Genomic DNA, 21,442 nt, shown 5'->3' on the forward strand with positions numbered 1-21,442 from the left:
CTAGGTTTTTCAAAGGTGTTGTGGGGTATTTTTGCGTTGAATAAAAAGTCATGCGTAGGGGCGAACAACCCCCAATGATTAAATTGTATCAGAAATTTTTTGCCGATGCAAGGGGAATACCCTTTTCTCGCGGATTTTTTTGGTTGCTTCACAGAATGCAAGTTTTCTGATCTGTGCATCCGTGGCAAAATCCAACTCTAGCCCTGACTTTTCCCACTCTGAAAAAAAATTTGACCTGCTTCGCGGGAGGGAAAGGAAAAAGAAAAAAGAAAAAGAGGGAAAAGGGGAAAAGAGGAAAAGAATAAAGGGGAAGAATTCTAGGAACCAGAGACAGGCAAGACGACACGAAAACCCCAATCATGGAGGAAGTCCCCACGGTTATAGTCACGCCAGGCACTCCGGTAATCATAAGCGCCACGCAGCAGTCTTCTATTACTATCCCCTCCAGTTTCCCAAGCACTACCATCAGTAGGCGCACCTTCATAATTACCATGCCAAACATCCTGACACCATTCGTAGACATTGCCGTGCATATCGTACAAACCAAAAGCATTGGGAGGAAAAATTCCCACATCTGTTGTTTCTTCACGACATATTCCTTTCAGTTCATCAGCATAAATCCTTCTGTAATCATAATAGTTAGCTAAGTCAGAAGTTATAGTTTCCCCAAAATAAAAAGGTGTTGTTGTTCCGGCTCGACAAGCATATTCCCACTGACTCTCACTGGGTAAACTATATTTTTTGCCTGTTATTCGGGAGAGTTTCTGACAAAATTCTGTTGCGTCGTTCCAACTTACTTGTTCTACAGGACGCTTTGCTCCTTTAAACCCAGAAGGATTATTTCCCATAACTGCTTGCCATTGTGCTTGAGTTACTGGATACTTTCCCATGAAAAATTCTGGCACATCTACATAATGTTGCGGACCTTCATAATCAGCTCTTTCTGCTTCTGTCTCTGGAGACCCCATGAGAAATCTACCTGCAGGAATTTTTACCATTTCTAGGAAGACTCCATTACCGAGGTTTTCTGTCATTACTTCTGCTTGACTTTTATGGCGACTTATTATTTCTCCTCTCCTGTTAACTGTGACGGTGGTAAATATCTGAATGGAAAATTTGGGTTGTGGTGGAGGGGTAGGTTTTGGTGTTGGTTGTGGTGGAGGGGGAGGTTCTGGTATTGGTTCAGGAGTTGGTTGGGAAGTAGAAATATTTTTTAGAGGTATTCTACTCCACAAATATTTAGTTAATATTGCTGCGACAAACCCACCTACTGCCAAACCTCCTAATATTAATAGTGGAGGGGGAGTTTCTGTTGTTGGTTCGGGAGGATAAATATTTTCTGGTGTTGGTTCTGAAGTTGATTGGGAAGTAGAAATATTTTCTGGAGATGGTTTATTCCCAAAACCTCTACTTAATATTGCTGCGACAAACCCACCTCCTGCCAAACCTCCTAATATCAATATTTGTCTTCTAGTTTTATTCGTTTTATTAGGTTGGGGTTGGGGTTTTGCTACTACTGTTTCTGTTTGAATAGGTAGGGGGACTGGTGTTGGTTCTGGTGTTGGTTCTGGTGGAGGGGGTGGTGGAGTTTGAAAATTTAATACTTTTAATACTTCTAATACTTTCATGGCATTTTCATAACGCTGTGAAAAATATTCCCGCACCATCCTATCTAATATATTTGCCAGGTAGTCACTCACTTGTGCTTCATTTCGCCAGATAATATTTCCTGTCTTTGAGTCTGTTGGTAAGTTTTTTGGTTCTTTTCCTGTCAGTGCTTTTATTCCTACCATTCCCACTGCATAAATATCACTACTTAATCTTGGTTTGCCGTTACTTTGTTCGCTTGGCATATACCCAGGTGTTCCGACTGCTACTGTTAAAGTAGTCGTTCCTGGTTGGTTAGCTTTAGTTAATACACTTATTTCTTTTACCGCACCAAAATCTATCAATACTATTTTGTTATCCGACTTACGGCGCATCAAATTTTGTGGCTTAATGTCTCGATGAATAATATTATTTTGATGAGCTACTGCTAATGCTTCTAATATTCCTATGAGTAAGGCAATAGTATAAGACTCGCTTAATTTTCTTCCCGACGTAAGTTCCCTACTAATATCGTGCCCTTCTATATATTCTTGTACTAGGTAAAATTCTGTTCCTTCCTGAAAATGTGCAAATAATTTTGGTATTCGGTCTGAGTCTTTGCCTAATTTGTATAGAGTCTGTGCTTCTCTCTCAAATAACTTTTGGGCAATAGCTAAAACTTCTGGGTCTGAACTTTTATTGTTGCTCAACCAAGGGATGAATTTTTGCAGAAAAGGTAAATCCCTTCTTTTACTTCCTTTAGGTTTAAGATGCTTAAGGACACATTTCGGTTTTCCTGGTAAGTCTAAGTCTTGAGCTAAGTAGGTATCTCCAAATCCTCCACTTCCGAGAGAGTCAATAATTTTGTAGTGGTTTCTCAGGATTTTTCCAGACCGCATGATTTTTTTCAGTTACTCAGAATTTCCTTTGCCTGGGAAATATGCTGTTTTTGGCCTAATCAATTTGAGTATATATGAGCGCACCTTCTCCATTATACTTACAATATCATGTCAAGTTTTTGCTTGTCAACTAGCTTTAATTCTTTCCTTCTAAGTTAGATGAGTTTAATTAGGGCTTGCTGATTAAATATAAAAGTATTTACAGATAAAGATAAGTGCCTTTTTGGAGCTTTTAAAAAGTGCCTGGTTTTCAGCTCTTCATGCTCAAAAAGCTAGTCTTTTAGGCTCATAGTTGGGCAGAAAAATCATTCTTACAAAACTTAGCTCCTACCTCCTCGCTCCCGACCCTTTTCTCCTGTCTCCTACCCTCACCCATAAGATTTTTTCAGCAGACCCTAATGATCCGCAAAATAGCAATGAAGATTCAAAATACTGATAACCCACTGATAAGTTGTTCCTGGGTTCTTTTTCAGATTTTTTGTTTTAACGTTTATCTATGCCTACCTACTTACTCCCTACCTGTCAAGAGTAGGTTTTTTACTTTCTAGTTTTTACAAGACAAGGAGAACTGGGAAGACTTGGGAGAAAAAAATAACTATCATTGCTGGATTAAATGCTTGGTTGAAGCGATAACTAAATTTTTTAATTGTTTATTATTTGAAGCTAGGAGACATTTGTGCTTCTAAGTCTACTTTCACCCTAAGTCTATCCTTTTCATTAATGGATAATTACATCAGGTTTTAACCGCTACGGAATTGAATATAAATATAAGGGAATATTATTTCTTTTTTTCCCCTTGTAGAGTTACAGCTCGCAGCGCAGCTAAGGGGTGGCTAATAAAGCTGAATTATTTAATTATTAATTATTAATTATTCGGTAATTTACTCCCTACTCCCCATGTTCTGAATAATTTTTGGTATCTGGTTCTATAAGTAGTGTATTAATAGTCTGATCAAGTTGAGTATATATGAGCGCACCTTTTCCATTATGATTAGAATATCATGTCAAATTTGTGTTTGTCAATATAATTCTGAAAATATTAGATATTTAATTAGATAACTAAATGACTATAGCTATAGACTTCGGAACAAGTAATACGGTAATTTCCCGTTGGAATCAAACAACTCAACAGCCTGAAATTGTTAAATTACCAGGTTTGTCAATTATTTCTGGACAAAATCCACCTCTAATTCCTAGCTTGGTTTATGTCGAAAATGCTACTGAAAATAAAATAGTAATAGGTCAGCAAGTTAGAGATAGGGGTTACGATGTAAATACAGATTCTCGCTTCTTTCGGAATTTTAAGCGGGGTATTGGCTCAGATATTAAAGGATTTTTGCCTGAGCTTGATGGTCAGGTGGTCTCTTTTGAACAGGTAGGAAAGTTATTTTTACAACAAATTGTAGCTGGTATTCGGAATGTTCCTTTGCCTGTAGAATCTTTAATTTTTACTGTTCCAGTTGATAGTTTTGAGGCTTATCGTAATTGGTTGGGGGAAGTTTGTCAGTCTTTAGAAGTTGAACAAGTACGAATGATTGATGAACCTACTGCGGCAGCTTTAGGTTATGGAATGAAAGAGGCAGAAATTTTATTAGTGCTTGATTTTGGTGGGGGAACTTTAGATTTATCTTTGGTAAGGTTGGATAATTCGATGCAAAAACAACCTTTGGGTTTTATTTTGAAATGGGGTGAAAAATCTTTTGGTAAAAGTTCAAATCAAAAGGCAAAAACTGCGAGAGTTTTGGCAAAGGCAGGACAGAATTTAGGGGGGTCGGATATTGATAATTGGTTGGTAGATTATTTTGTTAAAAATAAAGGTATTGAAAAGACTCCTTTAACTACTCGTTTGGCAGAAAAGTTAAAGATTCAATTGTCTTTACAACAGCAGGCAACGGAAGTTTATTTTGATGATGAAAATTTAGAAAGTTATGAATTGGAATTAGGGCGAGATGGCTTTGAGGAAATTCTCAAGGAAAATGGATTTTTTATCAGTCTTGATGAATCTATGAATCAGGTTTTACTTCAGGCAAAAAGGCAAGGAATAGAGTTATCAGAAATTGATGCTGTTTTGTTGGTGGGAGGTACAGTACAAATTCCAGCAGTACAGAGGTGGGTAAAGGAATATTTTGATTCTGCAAAAATTCGTTGTGAAAAACCTTTTGAAGCAATTTCTCAGGGAGCATTGCAATTAACTCAAGGGGTTGAAGTTAAGGATTTTTTGTATCACAGTTATGGTATCCGCTATTGGGATAGAAGGAAAAATGTTCATAGTTGGCATCCTTTGATTAAATCTGGTCAACCATATCCAATGAGTAATCCTGTAGAGTTGGTTTTGGGTGCTTCGGTCAATAGTCAACCAAGTATTGAATTAATTTTGGGAGAATTGGGTGCTGAGTCTGGCGGTACAGAAGTTTATTTCGATGGCGATCGCCTAATTACTCGCAAAATATCTGGAGAGCAAACTGTAGTAAAACCTTTAAATGACCGAGAGGGAGGTCGTAGTATTGCTCAATTAAATCCTGCCGGAAATCCTGGAAGCGATCGAATTAAGGTATTGTTTTGGGTGGATGAATCTAGATTTCTCAGAATAACTGTAGAGGATTTATTGACCAATGAAATTTTATTAAATGAGCAAGCTGTTGTCCAGTTGAGTTAGTGCCGCTACGCGGAAGTTAAAAGTCAAAATTCAAAATTCAAAATTCAAAAGTTAAAAGTTAATCATTTTTGATTTGTAATTGTTTTAGGATTTTGTAACCAGTTATTTCCGCCATCCTGCATTAGTCTGTTTTAGGCAATAGACATCTCTTTAACGAAGTCAGAAGTCAGAAGTCATAAGTTAACCCACCCCTAACCCCTCCCAGGAGGGGGATGCGTGAGCAACTATCCAAAAATATTTCGCCTTAAAAGACGGGGTTTTAGACCCATGTTATTTTGATAAAAGAGGGAGTAGGGAGTAGGGGGAAATAATTGATAATTTCTGTAGGATAATTGCTTTGATTTTTAATTTTTGGAGATGTCTAATATATATATATGTAATTTTTGAGGAGGAAATAAGAAAAATTATATTTTATGAATGAAAGTAATTTTATCGAAGTTAATGGTATTAGCTTTGAAATTCTAGTGCCATAACAGGTATTATTCCTGCCTAAAAAAACCTAATTCATAAAGTTTCGGATATAGGGAAATATCTATCAAAACTACCTTTAAATCTGTCCACAGGATATACGGTGGAGATAGTAATTAGGATTATTAACAATAGCGATCGCCCTCTTTACTTTAGTTTTTATTTTGCATTATTTCCTGAAATTTTTAGAGCTAAAGATGGTGCAAGCGTACCATTTGATATAGGGTGGTATAGCCTAGCTTCACCATTAAAATCAGATTTTATTTTAGCTATACCGGGAGAAAGTATCAGCTTTTTTCTTGATGCCAAAATATCTTGGCTTTGTGGTAAAAACTATGGTCTTAGTACCTCATTTGGAGGTGAGAGATTACTTATTCAACCTCTCCATTCAGAACGGTATAAACTTCGGCTGATATATGAAAATCAGAAAGATACTGCAGAATGCTATGACTTTCTTAACAAACAAACTCAAGTAATCGAAGGATTTTGGGCTGGTCAAGTATTAACTCCATTTGTAGATATTTATTTAGTTCCTAATTAAGATTAATTAGAATGACAACTGCTAAAGAATTGTTTGAGATTATACCCCGCTCCAGATAAATATATTTGAGGAAAATGACTGAAAGTAAATTTAATGAAGTCGATAATATTCGCTTTGAAACCCTAGTGCAAGAACAGGTATTAGTACTGCCTAAAAAAAATTTAATTCAAAAACTTTCGGACATAGGGAAACATTTATTAACATCACCCTTACATCCATCCCCAGGATATCCGGTGGAGATAGGAATTAGGATTACCAATAATAGCGATCGCCCTTTTTTCTTTAGTTTTAATTTGACATTATTTCCAGAACTTATTAGATCTGAAACTGTTGAAGTTGTCGAATTAAGCGGGGGTTGGATTAGTCTTGCTGGAGCATTATAATCAGATTTACCTTTAACTATGCCTGGAGAAAGTATCAGCTTTTTTATTGATGCCAAAATATGTTGGCTTTGTGGCAAAAATTACGGACTTAGCACGATTATCAGTGGTGGTCAATTTGTTTTTCAACCTCTTGATTTAGGGTGGTATCAGCTTCGCTTTATATATGAAAATCAAAAAGGAACTATACAGCTATATGGTTCCCTTATCAATAAAATTCAAGTAATAGAAGGATTATGGACTGGTCAAGTATTAACTCCGTTTGTAGATATTTTCTTAGTCAATAACTAAGGTTGAAAATTTATATTTTGACAGAAATAAACATCAAGCAATAACTCCATTTTTAGAAGTTAATATAGTTAAAGTTGATACAGGTAATATTCAGGAAATATGAACGAAAAAAACTTTATTGAAGTTAATGGTATTCGCTTTGAAACCATTGTTCCCAAACGAGTATTAACTCTGCCTAAAAAAGACATTCTTCAAAAACTTTCATACATAGGAAAATATCTATCAAAACCACCCTTACATCCGTCCCCAGGATATCCGGTGGAGATAGGAATTAGGATTACTAATAATAGAGATCGCCCTCTTTACTTTAGTTTTAATTTTGCATTATTTCCTGAAATTATTAGAGTGGAAAATGGGAAAAATATTCTATTTGAAGGAGGGTGGTTTCATCCGGAACAGCCCTTACAATCAGATTTTTATGTAACTATGCCTGGAGAAAGTACCAGCTTTTTTATTGATGCCAAAATATGTTGGCTTTGTGGCAACAATTACGGACTTAGCATAGATTTTAACGGAGGTGAATTTATTTTTAAACCCCTTAGATTGGGAAGATATAAACTTCGGTTAATTTATCACAATCAAACAGATAAGAATTGGTTTTATGATTCTGTTAATAAACAAACTCAAGTAATAGAAGGACTTTGGATAGGTAGAGTATTAACTCCGTTCGTAGAAATTGATTTAGTCCGGCAATAAGGAAGAGTAGAATAACTATTTGAACAGAAAAATGTAGATTGTTTTCCGGTAATTACCAAATAATGAATAATGAATAATTAATAATTAATAATTAAATAATTCACGCCTTGAAGCCTCTCCTTTTAAGGGTAAAAAAGTGGTCGAGAGATGGCGAGGTCTCAGAGCCATATCCAATCGACAAAGAGAAGAAATAATATTTCCTTATATTCAATTCTGTAACGGTTTTAACCAGAGGTAATTATCAATTATCCATTATCAATTATCAATTAATGAATATACTGTTGTGATTAGATAGTTCTGAGAAAAAATTAAGTCAATTCCTGAAATTAAACCAGAGAAATAAATTAATACTTGATTTCAAGTCGTTGTGTACACCCATTAACAGGTTAACCTAAATGAAATCAGCAGAACTTTTTGACAATAATAATGAAGCAAATAGGGTACTCTTAGAAATATGGGAACCAAGTTTAATAGTATTGCCCATTCCAGAAAGAACTTCACTAGCAAATATTTCTTTTCGATTATGGCTGAAGTTGACTAATCAGACATTAAAACCTTGGAAAATTAATCCCGATGGAATAATTATTCCAGAATTAATAGCATCCGATGGTAAACTTTTAGAAAGAGAATTAACTACTGATAATCGAAAAAATGAAGCGAACAGACCCTATCAAGGAGATAACTTAGTCAATAAAGTAGTCTATTTTATTTCAAATTTAATCGATCATTTTGCTAAAAGAGGTATTTCCTGGGTGAGTACCAAAAGAGCAACATCCATCTCCATTACTGCTAATATTTGTTGGAAAAAAGATTTACTACAGTTACAGTTATTAACTAATAGATATCAAGCTTTGAACAGCTCATTTTTTGATGGAATAAAACCGGAAAATTATCAACTCAGATTCATATATTATTCAAGCAGTAAAATCAAACCTCAGCCAGAAAAAGAAACTTTCCAGACGATAAATAAAAAACCAATAAAAGGCGATAAATTAACAACTTATTTTGTAAATTTACGCTTGGTTTATCTCACCAATCCAAATGATAAAGTAATAGAAGTAGATGGTATCCGCTTTGAAACTATACTGCCAGAAACGGTATTGACTTTCCCAGAAAAAAAAGGTGATATTAGGATTCCTGTACAGATTGGCATTAGAATTAATAATAATACTCCAAACTCCCTTCGTTTTAGCTTTTATCGCACATTAAGTGGGGAAATTGTAACACCAAATGGTCAAATTGTGTCTGGAATATATCGACTTCTAGGAGTTAAAAGTCCAAAAGAATCAGATTTTCCGCTAGTCCTACCAGGAAAGAACCTTACCTTTTTTCCGAAAGCTTTATTCGAGTTTAAAGGCGATCGCTTTACACTAAGTATTGCTTTAGGAGATGGTGGCTTCCTGAGTTTTGAAATTTTTAAACCGGGAATATATCAGATTCGGTTTACATATAACAACAAGTTTGAAATAGCAACAATATATGAACGAGAAATAAAAAATACAAGATTAATAGAAAATATTTGGATGGGAAGAATATCTACCCCTTTTGTAGGGTTTTGCTTCCGTACATTTTAACTCTACTACCCTTAGAGCTTATGTTTGTTTTTGATTAATTTAACTAAGAGAACAGGTAAGAAAAAGTGCAATTACAAAAATACTTTATGACAGGGCTAAGTATCAGCTTTTTTCTTGATGTCAATATCTGTTGGCTTTGTGGTAAAAACTATGGTTTTAGTACCTCATTTAGAGGTGAGAGATTACTTATTCAACCTCTCCATTCAGAACGGTATAAACTGCGGTTGAGATATGAAAATCAGAAAGATACTAAAGAATGCTATGACTTTCTTAACAAACAAACTCAAGTAATAGAAGGATTGTGGACGGGTCAAGTATTAACTCCATTTGTAGATATTTGCTTAGTCAATAATTAAGATTGAAAAATTAGATGTTAACAGGAATAGATATCGAGTAATAATTCCATGGAGTGAAAAAAAGCAAACATTCATTTATTACTATTAAAGGAGAAATAAAAAATGCAATTGCGAGGGTATTTGAAAAAATTCCTGACAACAAACAAGGTTGTTGTACTTACTCGTCAGTCTGCTGTAGCATTTACGATCGCATACCCACATTTAAAGTCGTTGTGTACACTAATTAACAGCTTAACCTAAATGAAACCAGCAGAATCTTTTGACAATAATAATAATGAAGCAAATAGCATACGCTTAGAAATATGGGAACCAAGTTTAATAGTATTGCCCATTCCAGAAAGAACTTCACTAGCAAATATTTCTTTTCAATAGATTTTATCGGCTAGTATTTATTATTATGATTAGGTAGGAAGCTGAAAAAGCAGTTTAATTCTGGTAATCAACCTACACTAACGGCTTTTGTTATTTGTATAATTAATTTCAGATTGTATACTTATACAGATAGAGATATTTTATGAAATATGAACGAAAGCAACTTTATCGAAGTTAATGGTGTTCGCTTTGAAACCATTGTACCCAAACGAGTATTAACTCTGCCTAAAAAAGACATTCTTCAAAAACTTTCATACATAGGAAAACATCTATTAACACCGCCCTTACATCCTTCCCCAGGATATCCGGTAGAGATAGGAATTAGGATTACCAATAATAGCGATCGCCCTCTTTACTTTATTTTCAATTTTGTATTATTTCCAGAACTTATTAGAGCGGAAACTGGTGAAATTGTAGAAATAAGTGGGGGTTGGATAAGTCTTGCTGGAGTAAAGGAAGCAGATTTAGCTTTAACTATGCCTGGAGAAAGTACCGGCTTTTTTCTTGATACCAAAATCTGTTGGCTTTGTGGCAACAATTATGGAATTAGCATGGTTATAAGTGGTGGTCAGTTTGTTTTTGAACCTCTTGATTTAGGGTGGTATCAGCTTCGATTTACATATGAAAATCAAAAAGAAACTAAACAGCTATATGATTCCATTACCAAAAAAACTCAAGTAATAGAAGGGTTATGGACGGGTCAAGTATTAACTCCGTTTGTAGATATTTGGTTAGTCAATAATTAAGGTTTAAAAATTATATTATTACAGAAATAAACATCAAGCGATAACTCCATTTTTGGAACTTAGGATACTCAAAGCAGAACAGTTTTTTAAATGGAAAGCTTTGGAAAGGAATGGTGTTAGTACCCCTTGTAGAATTACATTTATAAATTTAGTCATTTGTGATTGGCAAGCAGTTTTCTGATTATTATGACAAATAAATCGGTAAAACTAGAGAGGAAATACAGATGTTTAGAGACATTAAATAAATCTAAAGTTTGGTAGAATTACTGTAGATTTTATTGGCTGATACAAGTAATATTTAGGTAATATGAATGAAAACAATTTTATCGAAGTTAATGGTGTTCGCTTTGAAATCATTGTACCCAAACGAGTATTAACTCTGCCTAAAAAAGACATTCTTCAAAAACTTTCGGACATAGGAAAACATCTATCAAAACCACCCTTACATCCGTCCCCAGGATATCCGGTGGAGATAGGAATTAGGATTACTAATAACAGCGATCGCCCTCTTTACTTTAGTTTTTATTTTGCATTATTTCCTGAGATTATTAGGGCTAAAGATGGTGTAAGTGTACCATTTGATATAGGGTGGTTTAGCCCCGTTTCACCACTAAAATCTGATTTTATTTTAGCTATACCGGGAGAAAGTATCAGCTTTTTTCTTGATGCCAATATCTGTTGGCTTTGTGGTAAAAACTATGGTTTCACTACCTCATTTGGAGGTGAGAGATTACTTATTCAACCTCTCCATTCAGAAGGGTATAAACTGCGGTTGATATATGAAAATCAGAAAGATACTAAAGAATGCTATGACTTTCTTAACAAACAAACTCAAGTAATAGAAGGATTGTGGACGGGTCAAGTATTAACTCCGTTTGTAGATATTTGGTTAGTCAATAATTAAGGTTTAAAAATTATATTATTACAGAAATAAACATCAAGCGATAACTCCATTTTTGGAACTTAGGATACTCAAAGCAGAACAGTTTTTTTAAATGGAAAGCTTTGGAAAGGAATGGTGTTAGTACCCCTTGTAGAATTATATTTATAAATTTAGTCATTTGTGATTGGCAACCAGTTTTCTGATTATTATGACAAATAAATCGTTCAATAATTGATAATTGATAATGGATAATTGATAATTACCTCTCCCTAAAAGGAAGAGGATTGAATCAAAGGAAAATTTTTTCTTGTTTCTCCTTAAAAGGAGAGGCTTTAAACCTTAATTATTCGGTAAAACTAGAGAGGAAATACAGATGTTTAGAGAGATTAAGTAAATCTAAAATTCGGTATGATTACTGTAGATTTAGTTAGCGAGTACCTTTATTATTAAGTAGAAAGCCGATCAAAGAGTAAGTTAATTCCTGAAATTAAGCTACATGAATAGCCTGATACTTGATTTCAAATCGTTGTGTACACCCATTAACAGGTTAACCTAAATGAAATCAGCAGAACTTTTTGACAATAATAATGATGAAGCAAATAGCATACGCTTAGAAATATGGGAACCAAGTTTAATAGTATTGCCCATTCCAGAAAGAACGCCACTGGCAAATATTTCTTTTCGATTACGGCTGAAGTTGACTAATCAGACAGGAAAACCTTGGAAAATTAATCCCGATCCAATAATTACTCCAGAACTAATGTCATCCGATGGTAAAGTTTTGGAGAGAAAATTAACCACCCAAAATAGAGAAATATATGCAGAAGATAACATACCTTATCGAAGAGATAACTTAGTCAACAAAGTAGTCGATTTTGTGTCAAATTTAATTGATTATCTTGCCAGAAGAGGTATTTCGTGGTTGAGTCCCAAAACAGCAACATGCATCCCCATTACTGCTAGAATTTCTTGGGAAAAAGATTTACTACAGTTACACTTGTCAACTAACAACTCATTTTTTGATGCACTAAAACCAGAAAATTACCAACTCAGATTTATGTATGAATCTAGCAATCAAACAAAACTTAAGCCTGTAAAGTTTCCTTTCCAGACGATAAATAAAAAACCAATAAAAGGCGAACGCTTAACAACTTCTTTTGTAAATTTACGCTTTGTTGAACTCACTAAGCCAAATAATCGAGCAATAGAAGTAGATGGTATCCGCTTTGAAACTACACTGCCAGAAACGGTATTAAGTTTACCAGAGAAAAAATCTGGTGTAGAAACATCAGTAAAAATTGGTATTCGGATTACAAATAACAGTAATACTGACTTTTATTTTAATTTTTACAGCACACTAATTCCTGAACTTATCACCCCAAATGGCCAAATAGTAGAGAAGCATTACACCAGCAATTTTTTGAAAAGGATATTAGTATCCGATTTACTTTTAGCAGTGCCAGGAAAAAGTATTACTTTCTTTCCTGATGCCAAATTATCGTGGAAAAATGACGATCAATTTCGACTCAAAATAGTTGCTGGAGATGGAGGGTATTGGATTTTTGACAATCTCAAAGCAGGTAGATATTTGCTTCAATTAATATATAAAAATAAATCTGCACAAACAACAGTATATGACCGGACTACAAACAAGGGAATATCATTCAAAAAACTTTGGAGAGGAATGGTGTTAGTACCTCCTGTAGAATTAGATTTAGAAATCTAGTCATTTTAAGTCAGCTAATTTTTGGAAATTTTTTTAAACTTATAAGTCATGTCTATAGCAATTAAAAACATTCCCTTGAAAAATATTCACTAATGTGATTTGCAACCATTTTTCTGATTATTATCACAAATAAATCGGTAAAACTAGAGAGGAAATACAGATGTTTAGAGAGATTAAATAAATCTAAAGTTTGGTATGATTACTGTAGATTTAGTTAGCGAGTACCTTTATTATTAAGTAGAAAGCCGATCAAAGAGTAAGTTAATTCCTGAAATTAAGCTACATGAATAGCCTGATACTTGATTTCAAGTCGTTGTGTACACCCATTAACAGGTTAACCTAAATGAAATCAGCGGAACCTTTTGACAATAATAATAATGAAGCAAATAGCATACTATTAGAAATATGGGAACCAAGCTTAATAGTATTGCCAATTCCAGAAAGAACCCCACTAGCAAATATTTCTTTTCGATTATGGCTGAAGTTGACTAATCAGACATTAAAACCTTGGAAAATTCATCCCGATCCAATAATTACTCCAGAACTAATAGCATCCGATGGTAAAGTTTTGGAAAAAAAATTAACCTCCCAAAATAGGGAAATCTATGCAGAAGATAACATACCTTATCGAAGAGATAACTTAGTCAATAAAGTAGTCGATTTTCTGTCAAGTTTAATTGATGATCTTGAAAAAAGAAGTGCTTCCTGGGTGAATCCCAAAACAGCAATATCCATCCCCATTGCTGCTAAAATTTATTGGGAAAAAGATTTACTACAGTTACACTTGTTAATTAACAACTCATTTTTTGATTCACTAAAACCGGAAAATTATCAACTCAGATTTATATATGAATCTAGCAATCAAACAAAACTTAAGCCTGTAAAGTTTCCTTTCCAGACGATAAATAAAAAACCAATAAAAGGTGATCGCTTAACAACTTCTTTTGTAAATTTACGCTTGGTTGAACTCACTAAGCCAAATAATCGAGCAATAGAAGTAGATGGTATCCGCTTTGAAACTATACTGCCAGAAACGGTATTGACTTTCCCAGAAAAAAAAGGTGATATTAGGATTCCTGTACAGATTGGCATTAGAATTAATAATAATACTCCAAACTCCCTTCGTTTTAGCTTTTATCGCACATTAAGTGGGGAAATTGTAACACCAAATGGTCAAATTGTGTCTGGAATATATCGACTTCTAGGAGTTAAAAGTCCAAAAGAATCAGATTTTCCGCTAGTCCTACCAGGAAAGAACCTTACCTTTTTTCCGAAAGCTTTATTCGAGTTTAAAGGCGATCGATTTACACTAAGTATTGCTTTAGGAGATGGTGGCTTCCTGAGTTTTGAAATTTTTAAACCGGGAACATATCAGATTAGGTTTACGTATAACAACAAGTTTGAAATAGCAACAATATATGAACGAGAAATAAAAAATACAAGATTAATAGAAAATATTTGGATGGGAAGAATATCTACCCCTTTTGTAGGGTTTTGCTTCCGTACATTTTAACTCTACTACCCTTAGAGTTTATGTTTGTTTTTGATTAATTTAACTAAGAGAACAGGTAAGAAAAAGTGCAATTACAAAAATACTTTATGACAGGGCTAACAACGAGCTTAGTGTTTACGCTTGCTGCAACTCCCTCAAGCAGTGCGTTTACTATTACACCACGACAACCAGGTGCTAGCTCGTTTTACAGATACTCGCAGCGTTACCGCTTCCCAGACGGTAGACAAGGTATTACTGAATTAAATGCTTGGCCGTTTTACGATCCCCGTTCAATCTTTTTTGCAGGTCAAGTAAGGGAAATCAAAAGAGGAGGAACAGAAGGATTTATGCAAACGCTAACAGATACTTTTCCTAATTGGAACTTTTCCTCTGCAACGAGCGATTTATCAGGTAGTTTTGATATAGAGCATTATTTTGCATGTGCTCCACAAACTAACTGTGGAGCAGGAGGATTTCCAGCTATACAAGGAGGAGTAGGAGCTTTTTTCCGCTTAAACTACCAACCTAAAGACAACGATCCTACAGGAAACCAAGTTCACTGGATTCAACGGGTCAGAAGTAACTACAACCCAATTGAAGATGGAGTTTTCACTGACATAATTGACATTCCAACAGGAATGACACAAAACCCATACTACGACACTTATTACGCAGCAGGAACGGACTACTTTTTAGATCGACCGTACAACCCTAACGTTGAAGAAAATCATTACTTTTTTGCTGAATTGTATTTGGTTGAGGAGATTGCTCCCCAGACAGTCAAGATTTATAATGGAATCAGGTGGGGTTGGAAAAACCAAGTATCGGGGAAGAAACAAAATCCAAATCCTGCTTGTCCACCTGGCAGCCAACATAGTTTGGGCGGTAGCGGTGGCGGTGGTGTACTTGTTAGCGATAGTGGTGAGAGTGAATGTGTAGTCACCAAAAAATTCTCTGATAGCCTATCATCTGGCACAGAAAGAGACAACTTTTACCTAGACGGCCTAACTCCTGGAGCAACCTTTCACGCCTGGACTAATAATGACCTCCCCTCCAACCAATGCAACCCTAATACATACCTCAGCGGATACAATGATGACGGCCGTTTCCTCGGAGCTGACGACAACAGCAGTCACGTTGGTAATGGTTTTGCTTCCTCAGTATTAGGTACTGTCTCTAGCAATGGCACTATCAATTTATCTGTTAGCGCTGCTGATGGTGGTCGTCGTGGAGAAGATGAGGGTAACTACGAACTTTATGTCAATGTCTACGATGCTGAAGATTTCCCACTAAATACTGGCAGTCAAGAAAATAACAGTGGCAGTGTTATAGTCGGTGGTAGTGGTGGTGGAGGTATCATTGTTGGTGGTAGCGGTGGTGGAGGCATTATCGTTGGTAACGAGGACGGCGGTGACGTAGAAGATACACCAGGTCGTACCCAACAAAACCCCATACTTCCCAGTAGCATCGACTCTGATGGTTGGCAAACTTTCTCTAATGTTCCCGGTTGTCGCTGGTATGACCCTCCCATAGAGAAAGGATTTGAATTTGTTGCCACCGATAACACCCTGTTTACGGAAATTCTAGATTTTCCTGTGGGTGAAGACGATTTGTTTACGGTCATGGTTGACGATATGATTTTGGGAGAGTTTAGTCCTGGAGATAGAGTAGATTTTGTTTCCTTACTAGGTGCAGGTGTTTCCAGATTTAAAGTTACTGATATTGATTATTTCATCGGCGATACAGTAGAAACGTATTTTCCGATTCAATTAGCGTTCGATAAAAATGTAGGTAGTTTTAAAATGCGTCCGATAGTAACTGAAGAAGAAACGCCAAAGAAAACCCCAGAATCAAATTCGATTTGGGGTTTAATAGTATTGTGTGCTTTTGGAGTGTGGAAAATTATCGGTTTGAGGAATCGGAAGTAGGATTCATTAATGGATAATGGATAATTGATAATTGATAATTACCTCTGGTTAAAAATGTCCTCATAGTTATTCGCATCATAACTATTTTCAAGACTAAGAGATTACTTCATTACACTATCGCGAAGTTGGCGATCGCAAGTATTTTTACTAAATTAAATATCTACATGATTAAGCCCCCTTGCCAAGGGGGGTTTGGGGGGATTGAAGCTTTAACTTTCTTGCTATTAAGTTGATCTTCAGGAAACCAGACAACACAACAATTTTGTTGGGTTGCGCTCCGACGCTTAACCCAACCTACATATTCCACCAATTGAATAAAGTTTTGATTTATACCCAATGATTAAGCCCCTCTGACCAAGGGGGGTTTGGGGGGATTGAAGCTTTAACTTTCTTGCTATTAGGTTGATGTTCAGGAAACCAGACAACACAACAATTTTGTTGGGTTGCGCTCCGACGCTTAACCCAAGCTACTGGACTGACACACCTTAAATGGTGCATTAGGGAGTAGGGAGTAGGGGAGTGGGGGAGTGGGGGAGTAGGGAGATCAAGACACCTATAAATAAAAATAAGAGTGCACAGTTTTAGCTGTGTCAGTCTACTACATATTCCACCAATTGAATAAAGTTTTGATTTATATCTAATGATTAAGCCCCCCTTGGAAAGGGGGGTTTGGGGGGATCGAAGCTTATGGAAGTTTTAAGCTTCTTGGTATTAGGTTGACCCGACAACAACTTTATTCTGTTGGGTTGCGCTGCCGCTTAACCCAACCTACTGGACCGACACACCTTAAATTGTGCATTAGGGAGTAGGGGAGTGGGGGAGTGGGGGAGTGGGGAGTGGGGGAGTAGAAGAGATAAAGACAACTAGAAATAAAAATAAGAGTGCACAGTTTTAGCTGTGTCAGTCTACTACATATTCCACCAATGGCCCTCTGACCAAGGGGGGTTTGGGGGGATTGAAGCTTTAACTTTCTTGCTATTAGGTTGATGTTCAAGAAACCAGACAATAAGTTTGTTGTGTTGGGTTAAGCGGCAGCGCAACCCAACCTACATATTCCACTACTATTGCCATGACGAAAATAATCTACACTATATTATTTACCCTCAGTATAGTTATCATTAATCCTTGGGGAAGCAGTCGGGGAGAAATCTGGACTCAGCCAAAATGTTTTGCACTTGCTATCATCGTCATCTTCAATCTCTACCTACTCAGGAAAAATTGGGAAACTCTACAAGTTCCCAAAAGTTGGTTTACTGCCAAATTCCTCTGGGAAATATTTCTGTTTATCGGATTAATTTCTACTATCCTCAGTCCATTTCCCCTCCGTTCTCTCTTCGGTCAAGACCAGATGGGAGATGGTTTGCTCTACTGGTTGCTCATCGCTACTTTCACTCTCAGTAATACTCTTATCTTGAGACAATACCCACAACTATTGCTCGCTCAACTCTACGGTTTTCTCATTGGTGGAATTATTCTCGCTTTCAGCATCTTTCCCCAACTTATCGACTGGCGTATTGACTATACTGCAACAACCGGACAACTATTGCGAAATAACATCCTAGTTAGCACTATTTTTCAGAATCATCAACCTATTGGTTTCTACTCTCATCGCGGTCATGCAGCATTTGTGTTGGCAGCAATTGGAATTATGGCTGTTGCTAGCAGACAGCTTAGATGGGTGTCATTGAAGACAACTGTGGCGATAATAATTCCGATAACTATAGCGCTACTGTTTGCTAATACTCGAATGGCTCTTTTTGCTGTCATAGTAGGAATTTTATACTTATGTGGCAGGAAATATTACCAACAATTAATCCCTATCGTTTTAGTTTTTTTACTGGTTATTGGTTTCACTTCTACTACCAGACAAATTTCCGGTTTATCTTTCATCAAACAAATAACTTCAGACAGAATATATCTGTGGGAGCTAGCAAATCGTGGCATGAGCAAACGCCCTTTATTTGGTTGGGGTTTCAATGGTTTCGGTATTGCTTATCCCGATCTACTATCGAAAAAGAACACGCCAAATGTAGTTCGTTTGGGTAATGTCAGTTACGATATAGTTGCTAAAAATGGAAAACTGCGTACTTTGCCATTGCCTACTTATAAAGCTCATAATTTAATTCTGGATACTATTTTATCTGTTGGTATATTGGGAATGTTATCTTATATGGCATTGTGGGGATACTATATTTTTATCCTTGTTAGATCGTCAAACCAGAAAATGTTAGTAGTAGCGATCGCCTATTTAGTTTTTACTTTCACCTGGTTTGAATGCGCTCAGTTTACCCATATTGCTTGGTGGTCTATGTCTGTTAAATTCATATCAGTTACAAAAGCAAGATGATTTGACTGGCCAAAAGCTTAATTTTGATCGACCATTAGTCCCTATAAATTAAACCAAAATTTCTTCTTCCTTCTACAAAAGCGATCGCGAATGCTACTCCACACAAAAGGCAAGAAAAATTAATTTATGCTTAACTTAAGCCAATTCTGAAAAAGACTATAGTATTTTATAAAAAAACTGTCTTAATTGGTAAAAATTATAAATATCTCAAGAAATCTTACTATTAACTTCAATCAAAAATTCCTAAGCAAAATATAATCAATATTATCCTTAGCTCAAAATATCGGCATGAGTCATTGCCTCAACCCCAACTGTCAAATTCCCCAAAACCCAGACTGGAATATATATTGTCAAAACTGTGGCTCAAAACTACTACTCAAAGACCGCTATCGTCCCCTTAACCTCATTGGACAAGGAGGTTTTGGCAGAACATTCTTAGCTATCGACGAAGACAAACCTTCCAAACCTTATTGCGTAATTAAACAATTTTTTCCAGCATCCCAAGGCACAAACAATATCAGCAAAGCTGCCGAACTCTTTGAAAAAGAAGCTACAAGATTAGACGAATTGGGCAGACATTCCCAAATTCCCGAATTAATGGCCCACTTTACCCAGGATGGGCGACAATATTTAGTGCAAGAATTCATCGCCGGACAAAATTTAGGCCAAGCTCTAGCAGTCGAAGGGCCTTACAATGAAGAGAAAATTAAAGCTTTACTCAATAATTTACTGCCAGTCCTGCAATTTATCCACTCTCACAACGTTATTCACCGCGACATCAAACCAGACAATATTATTCGTCGTCAAAACAATGACAGTCAGTTAGTATTAGTAGATTTTGGTGCTGCCAAATATGCTCTCGGTACGGCACTGTTGAAAACAGGTACTACTATTGGTACTCCTGAATATACTCCCCCCGAACAAAACCGAGGCAAAGCAGTATTTGCTAGTGACTTATATAGTTTGGGGGTAACTTGCTTACATCTTTTGACCAACATTTCCCCATTTGAGTTATTTGATGTGGGTGAGGGTACTTGGGTGTGGCGACGTTATTTAAAGAGTAATTCTGTGAGCGAACAGTTGGGTTATGTTTTAGATAAACTGGTGGAAAATGCTATTAACCGTCGCTATCAGTCTGTTTATGAAGTCATCAAAACTTTAAATGCTAATACTCAAGTCAACTTGACTCATATTCAAGATAAAACTGCTATCCAAACACCGGAGGTTACACCTGAACCCCTACCGACTCAAACTTGGAAATGTCTACATACTCTCACTGGTCATCAAAAGTGGGTTTGCTCCGTTGCTTTTAGTCCTGATGACAATATTGTGGCGAGTGGGAGTGAGGATGAAACGGTTAAGTTGTGGCAAGTAGATAGTGGCAGAGAAATATTGACTATGTTTGGACATTCGGGTTATGTCAACTCTGTTGCTTTTAGTCGGGATGGCAAAATATTAGCTAGTGGGAGTGAGGATAAAACTATTAGACTTTGGGAAGTTAACACAGGGAAACTTCTTTGTATTCTTGGTGACTGGAGTCTGGGAGAATATTTTGGTCATTCTAAGGGAGTAACGGCGATCGCTTTCAGTCCGGATGGCAAAATTTTGGCTAGTGCAAGTAAGGATAATGATGTTAAACTTTGGCAACTTGGGGACGATATTTATGAACCTAGCTATGGGAAAGTGATAATGACTTTGACTGGTCATTCACGTCCGGTGCGTGCGGTTGCTTTTAGTCCTGATGGTAAAACTTTGGCGAGCGGAAGTGAAGATAATACGATTAAATTATGGGATCTCAATTTAGGTAATGCTGTTCAGACTCTATGCAATTATTATCAAGGGATACATTATGTTTATGGGGTTGCTTTTAGCTGTGATGGTAAAACTTTAGTTAGTAGTTGTAGTGGCGATCGAAATATTAAAGTTTGGCAAATAGACCAAGGTGAAATATTAAATACTTTGGAAGGACATTCAAGAGATATTTGTGCTATAGCTTTTAGTCCTCAAGGAGATATTATTGCTAGTGGTAGTGAAGATGAAACTATTAAGATTTGGCATTGGGAAACGGGTCAGCAAATAGCTAATTTAGAAGGTCATTCAAAATATGTTAATTCTGTTACTTTTTCTCAGGACGGAAAGAGTTTAGCTAGTGGTAGTAGCGATAATACAATTAAAATTTGGCGAAAGGAGTAATTAAGTCAAAAGTCAAAAGTCAAAAGTTAAAAGTTAAAAGTTAAAAATTATTATTATCAGGACTTACGCAAATTAACCTTTAAAACGTCATATGTAGGGGCGAATGGCATTCGCCCTAAATGGCATTCGCCCTCACTCGATTTAGTGTCCGTGCGTAAATCCTGATTATGTTAATTAAGCTCTTCTAAAGCACCTTTTTTAAGTCAAAAGTCAAAAGTTAAAAATAAAAAGTCAAAAGTCAAAAATTATTATTATGTCAATTAAGCTCTTCTAAAGTACCTTTTTAGGAGTCTAGAAGAAAGGGTAT

At 36.0% G+C, this 21,442-nt stretch carries 16 protein-coding genes; 15 read left to right on the forward strand and 1 reads right to left on the reverse strand.

The window, feature by feature from the left end; translation table 11 throughout:
• Window positions 1-317: 317 nt before the first annotated feature.
• Window positions 318-2,486 carry a bifunctional serine/threonine-protein kinase/formylglycine-generating enzyme family protein gene (locus SAGCYANO_RS22630; RefSeq protein WP_202222134.1) on the reverse strand — a complete coding sequence of 723 codons (2,169 nt, stop codon included), beginning with the start codon at window positions 2,484-2,486 and terminating at the stop codon, window positions 318-320.
• A 1,063-nt stretch (window positions 2,487-3,549) separates the two neighbouring features.
• Here SAGCYANO_RS22630 and SAGCYANO_RS22635 point away from each other — a divergent pair.
• From SAGCYANO_RS22635 to SAGCYANO_RS22700, 15 genes are all read left to right on the forward strand, one after another.
• Window positions 3,550-5,142 (forward strand): Hsp70 family protein, encoded by a 1,593-nt coding sequence (locus SAGCYANO_RS22635; RefSeq protein ID WP_202222135.1) that lies wholly within the window; start codon window positions 3,550-3,552, stop codon window positions 5,140-5,142.
• 571 nt (window positions 5,143-5,713) lie between these two features.
• Entirely contained in the window at window positions 5,714-6,151 is a 438-nt protein-coding gene (locus SAGCYANO_RS22640; RefSeq protein ID WP_202222136.1) for a hypothetical protein, read from the forward strand.
• A gap of 74 nt (window positions 6,152-6,225) precedes the next feature.
• Entirely contained in the window at window positions 6,226-6,534 is a 309-nt protein-coding gene (locus SAGCYANO_RS22645) for a hypothetical protein (RefSeq protein ID WP_202222137.1), read from the forward strand.
• A gap of 18 nt (window positions 6,535-6,552) precedes the next feature.
• On the forward strand, window positions 6,553-6,822 hold the full coding sequence (locus SAGCYANO_RS22650; protein ID WP_202222138.1) for a hypothetical protein: 270 nt from the start codon (window positions 6,553-6,555) through the stop codon (window positions 6,820-6,822).
• Window positions 6,823-6,921: 99 nt separating this feature from the next.
• Entirely contained in the window at window positions 6,922-7,518 is a 597-nt protein-coding gene (locus tag SAGCYANO_RS22655) for a hypothetical protein (protein WP_202222139.1), read from the forward strand.
• A 395-nt stretch (window positions 7,519-7,913) separates the two neighbouring features.
• Window positions 7,914-9,092, forward strand: a complete 1,179-nt coding sequence (locus tag SAGCYANO_RS22660; protein ID WP_202222140.1) for a hypothetical protein — start codon at window positions 7,914-7,916, stop codon at window positions 9,090-9,092.
• A gap of 86 nt (window positions 9,093-9,178) precedes the next feature.
• Window positions 9,179-9,448, forward strand: coding sequence for a hypothetical protein (locus tag SAGCYANO_RS22665; protein WP_237396528.1), 270 nt, complete (start codon window positions 9,179-9,181; stop codon window positions 9,446-9,448).
• 240 nt (window positions 9,449-9,688) lie between these two features.
• A complete protein-coding gene (locus tag SAGCYANO_RS47920) occupies window positions 9,689-9,820 on the forward strand; it encodes a hypothetical protein (protein ID WP_255502658.1) in 132 nt (43 codons plus the stop codon).
• Window positions 9,821-9,969: 149 nt separating this feature from the next.
• Window positions 9,970-10,566, forward strand: coding sequence for a hypothetical protein (locus SAGCYANO_RS22670; RefSeq protein WP_202222142.1), 597 nt, complete (start codon window positions 9,970-9,972; stop codon window positions 10,564-10,566).
• Between the two features lie 307 nt (window positions 10,567-10,873).
• Window positions 10,874-11,470, forward strand: a complete 597-nt coding sequence (locus tag SAGCYANO_RS22675; RefSeq protein ID WP_202222143.1) for a hypothetical protein — start codon at window positions 10,874-10,876, stop codon at window positions 11,468-11,470.
• Between the two features lie 535 nt (window positions 11,471-12,005).
• Window positions 12,006-13,175 carry a hypothetical protein gene (locus SAGCYANO_RS22680; protein WP_202222144.1) on the forward strand — a complete coding sequence of 390 codons (1,170 nt, stop codon included), beginning with the start codon at window positions 12,006-12,008 and terminating at the stop codon, window positions 13,173-13,175.
• A gap of 343 nt (window positions 13,176-13,518) precedes the next feature.
• A complete protein-coding gene (locus SAGCYANO_RS22685; protein WP_202222145.1) occupies window positions 13,519-14,688 on the forward strand; it encodes a hypothetical protein in 1,170 nt (389 codons plus the stop codon).
• Between the two features lie 86 nt (window positions 14,689-14,774).
• Window positions 14,775-16,595, forward strand: a complete 1,821-nt coding sequence (locus SAGCYANO_RS22690; protein WP_237396529.1) for a hypothetical protein — start codon at window positions 14,775-14,777, stop codon at window positions 16,593-16,595.
• A gap of 1,069 nt (window positions 16,596-17,664) precedes the next feature.
• Window positions 17,665-18,942, forward strand: coding sequence for an O-antigen ligase (locus SAGCYANO_RS22695; protein WP_202222147.1), 1,278 nt, complete (start codon window positions 17,665-17,667; stop codon window positions 18,940-18,942).
• Window positions 18,943-19,230: 288 nt separating this feature from the next.
• Window positions 19,231-21,135, forward strand: coding sequence for a serine/threonine-protein kinase (locus SAGCYANO_RS22700; RefSeq protein WP_202222148.1), 1,905 nt, complete (start codon window positions 19,231-19,233; stop codon window positions 21,133-21,135).
• Window positions 21,136-21,442 lie beyond the last annotated feature (307 nt).

It is taken from the genome of Okeania sp. KiyG1, assembly GCF_014132355.1.
Classification (GTDB): domain Bacteria; phylum Cyanobacteriota; class Cyanobacteriia; order Cyanobacteriales; family Microcoleaceae; genus Okeania.

Excerpts from the sequence above, each read along its gene's own strand:
- SAGCYANO_RS22630 (WP_202222134.1), bottom strand. The coding sequence starts at position 2,486 with ATGCGGTCTGGAAAAATCCTGAGAAACCACTACAAAATTATTGACTCT.
- SAGCYANO_RS22635 (WP_202222135.1), top strand. The coding sequence starts at position 3,550 with ATGACTATAGCTATAGACTTCGGAACAAGTAATACGGTAATTTCCCGT.
- SAGCYANO_RS22645 (WP_202222137.1), top strand. The coding sequence starts at position 6,226 with ATGACTGAAAGTAAATTTAATGAAGTCGATAATATTCGCTTTGAAACC.
- SAGCYANO_RS22650 (WP_202222138.1), top strand. The coding sequence starts at position 6,553 with ATGCCTGGAGAAAGTATCAGCTTTTTTATTGATGCCAAAATATGTTGG.
- SAGCYANO_RS22655 (WP_202222139.1), top strand. The coding sequence starts at position 6,922 with ATGAACGAAAAAAACTTTATTGAAGTTAATGGTATTCGCTTTGAAACC.
- SAGCYANO_RS22660 (WP_202222140.1), top strand. The coding sequence starts at position 7,914 with ATGAAATCAGCAGAACTTTTTGACAATAATAATGAAGCAAATAGGGTA.
- SAGCYANO_RS22665 (WP_237396528.1), top strand. The coding sequence starts at position 9,179 with ATGACAGGGCTAAGTATCAGCTTTTTTCTTGATGTCAATATCTGTTGG.
- SAGCYANO_RS47920 (WP_255502658.1), top strand. The coding sequence starts at position 9,689 with ATGAAACCAGCAGAATCTTTTGACAATAATAATAATGAAGCAAATAGC.
- SAGCYANO_RS22670 (WP_202222142.1), top strand. The coding sequence starts at position 9,970 with ATGAACGAAAGCAACTTTATCGAAGTTAATGGTGTTCGCTTTGAAACC.
- SAGCYANO_RS22675 (WP_202222143.1), top strand. The coding sequence starts at position 10,874 with ATGAATGAAAACAATTTTATCGAAGTTAATGGTGTTCGCTTTGAAATC.
- SAGCYANO_RS22680 (WP_202222144.1), top strand. The coding sequence starts at position 12,006 with ATGAAATCAGCAGAACTTTTTGACAATAATAATGATGAAGCAAATAGC.
- SAGCYANO_RS22685 (WP_202222145.1), top strand. The coding sequence starts at position 13,519 with ATGAAATCAGCGGAACCTTTTGACAATAATAATAATGAAGCAAATAGC.
- SAGCYANO_RS22690 (WP_237396529.1), top strand. The coding sequence starts at position 14,775 with ATGACAGGGCTAACAACGAGCTTAGTGTTTACGCTTGCTGCAACTCCC.
- SAGCYANO_RS22695 (WP_202222147.1), top strand. The coding sequence starts at position 17,665 with ATGACGAAAATAATCTACACTATATTATTTACCCTCAGTATAGTTATC.
- SAGCYANO_RS22700 (WP_202222148.1), top strand. The coding sequence starts at position 19,231 with ATGAGTCATTGCCTCAACCCCAACTGTCAAATTCCCCAAAACCCAGAC.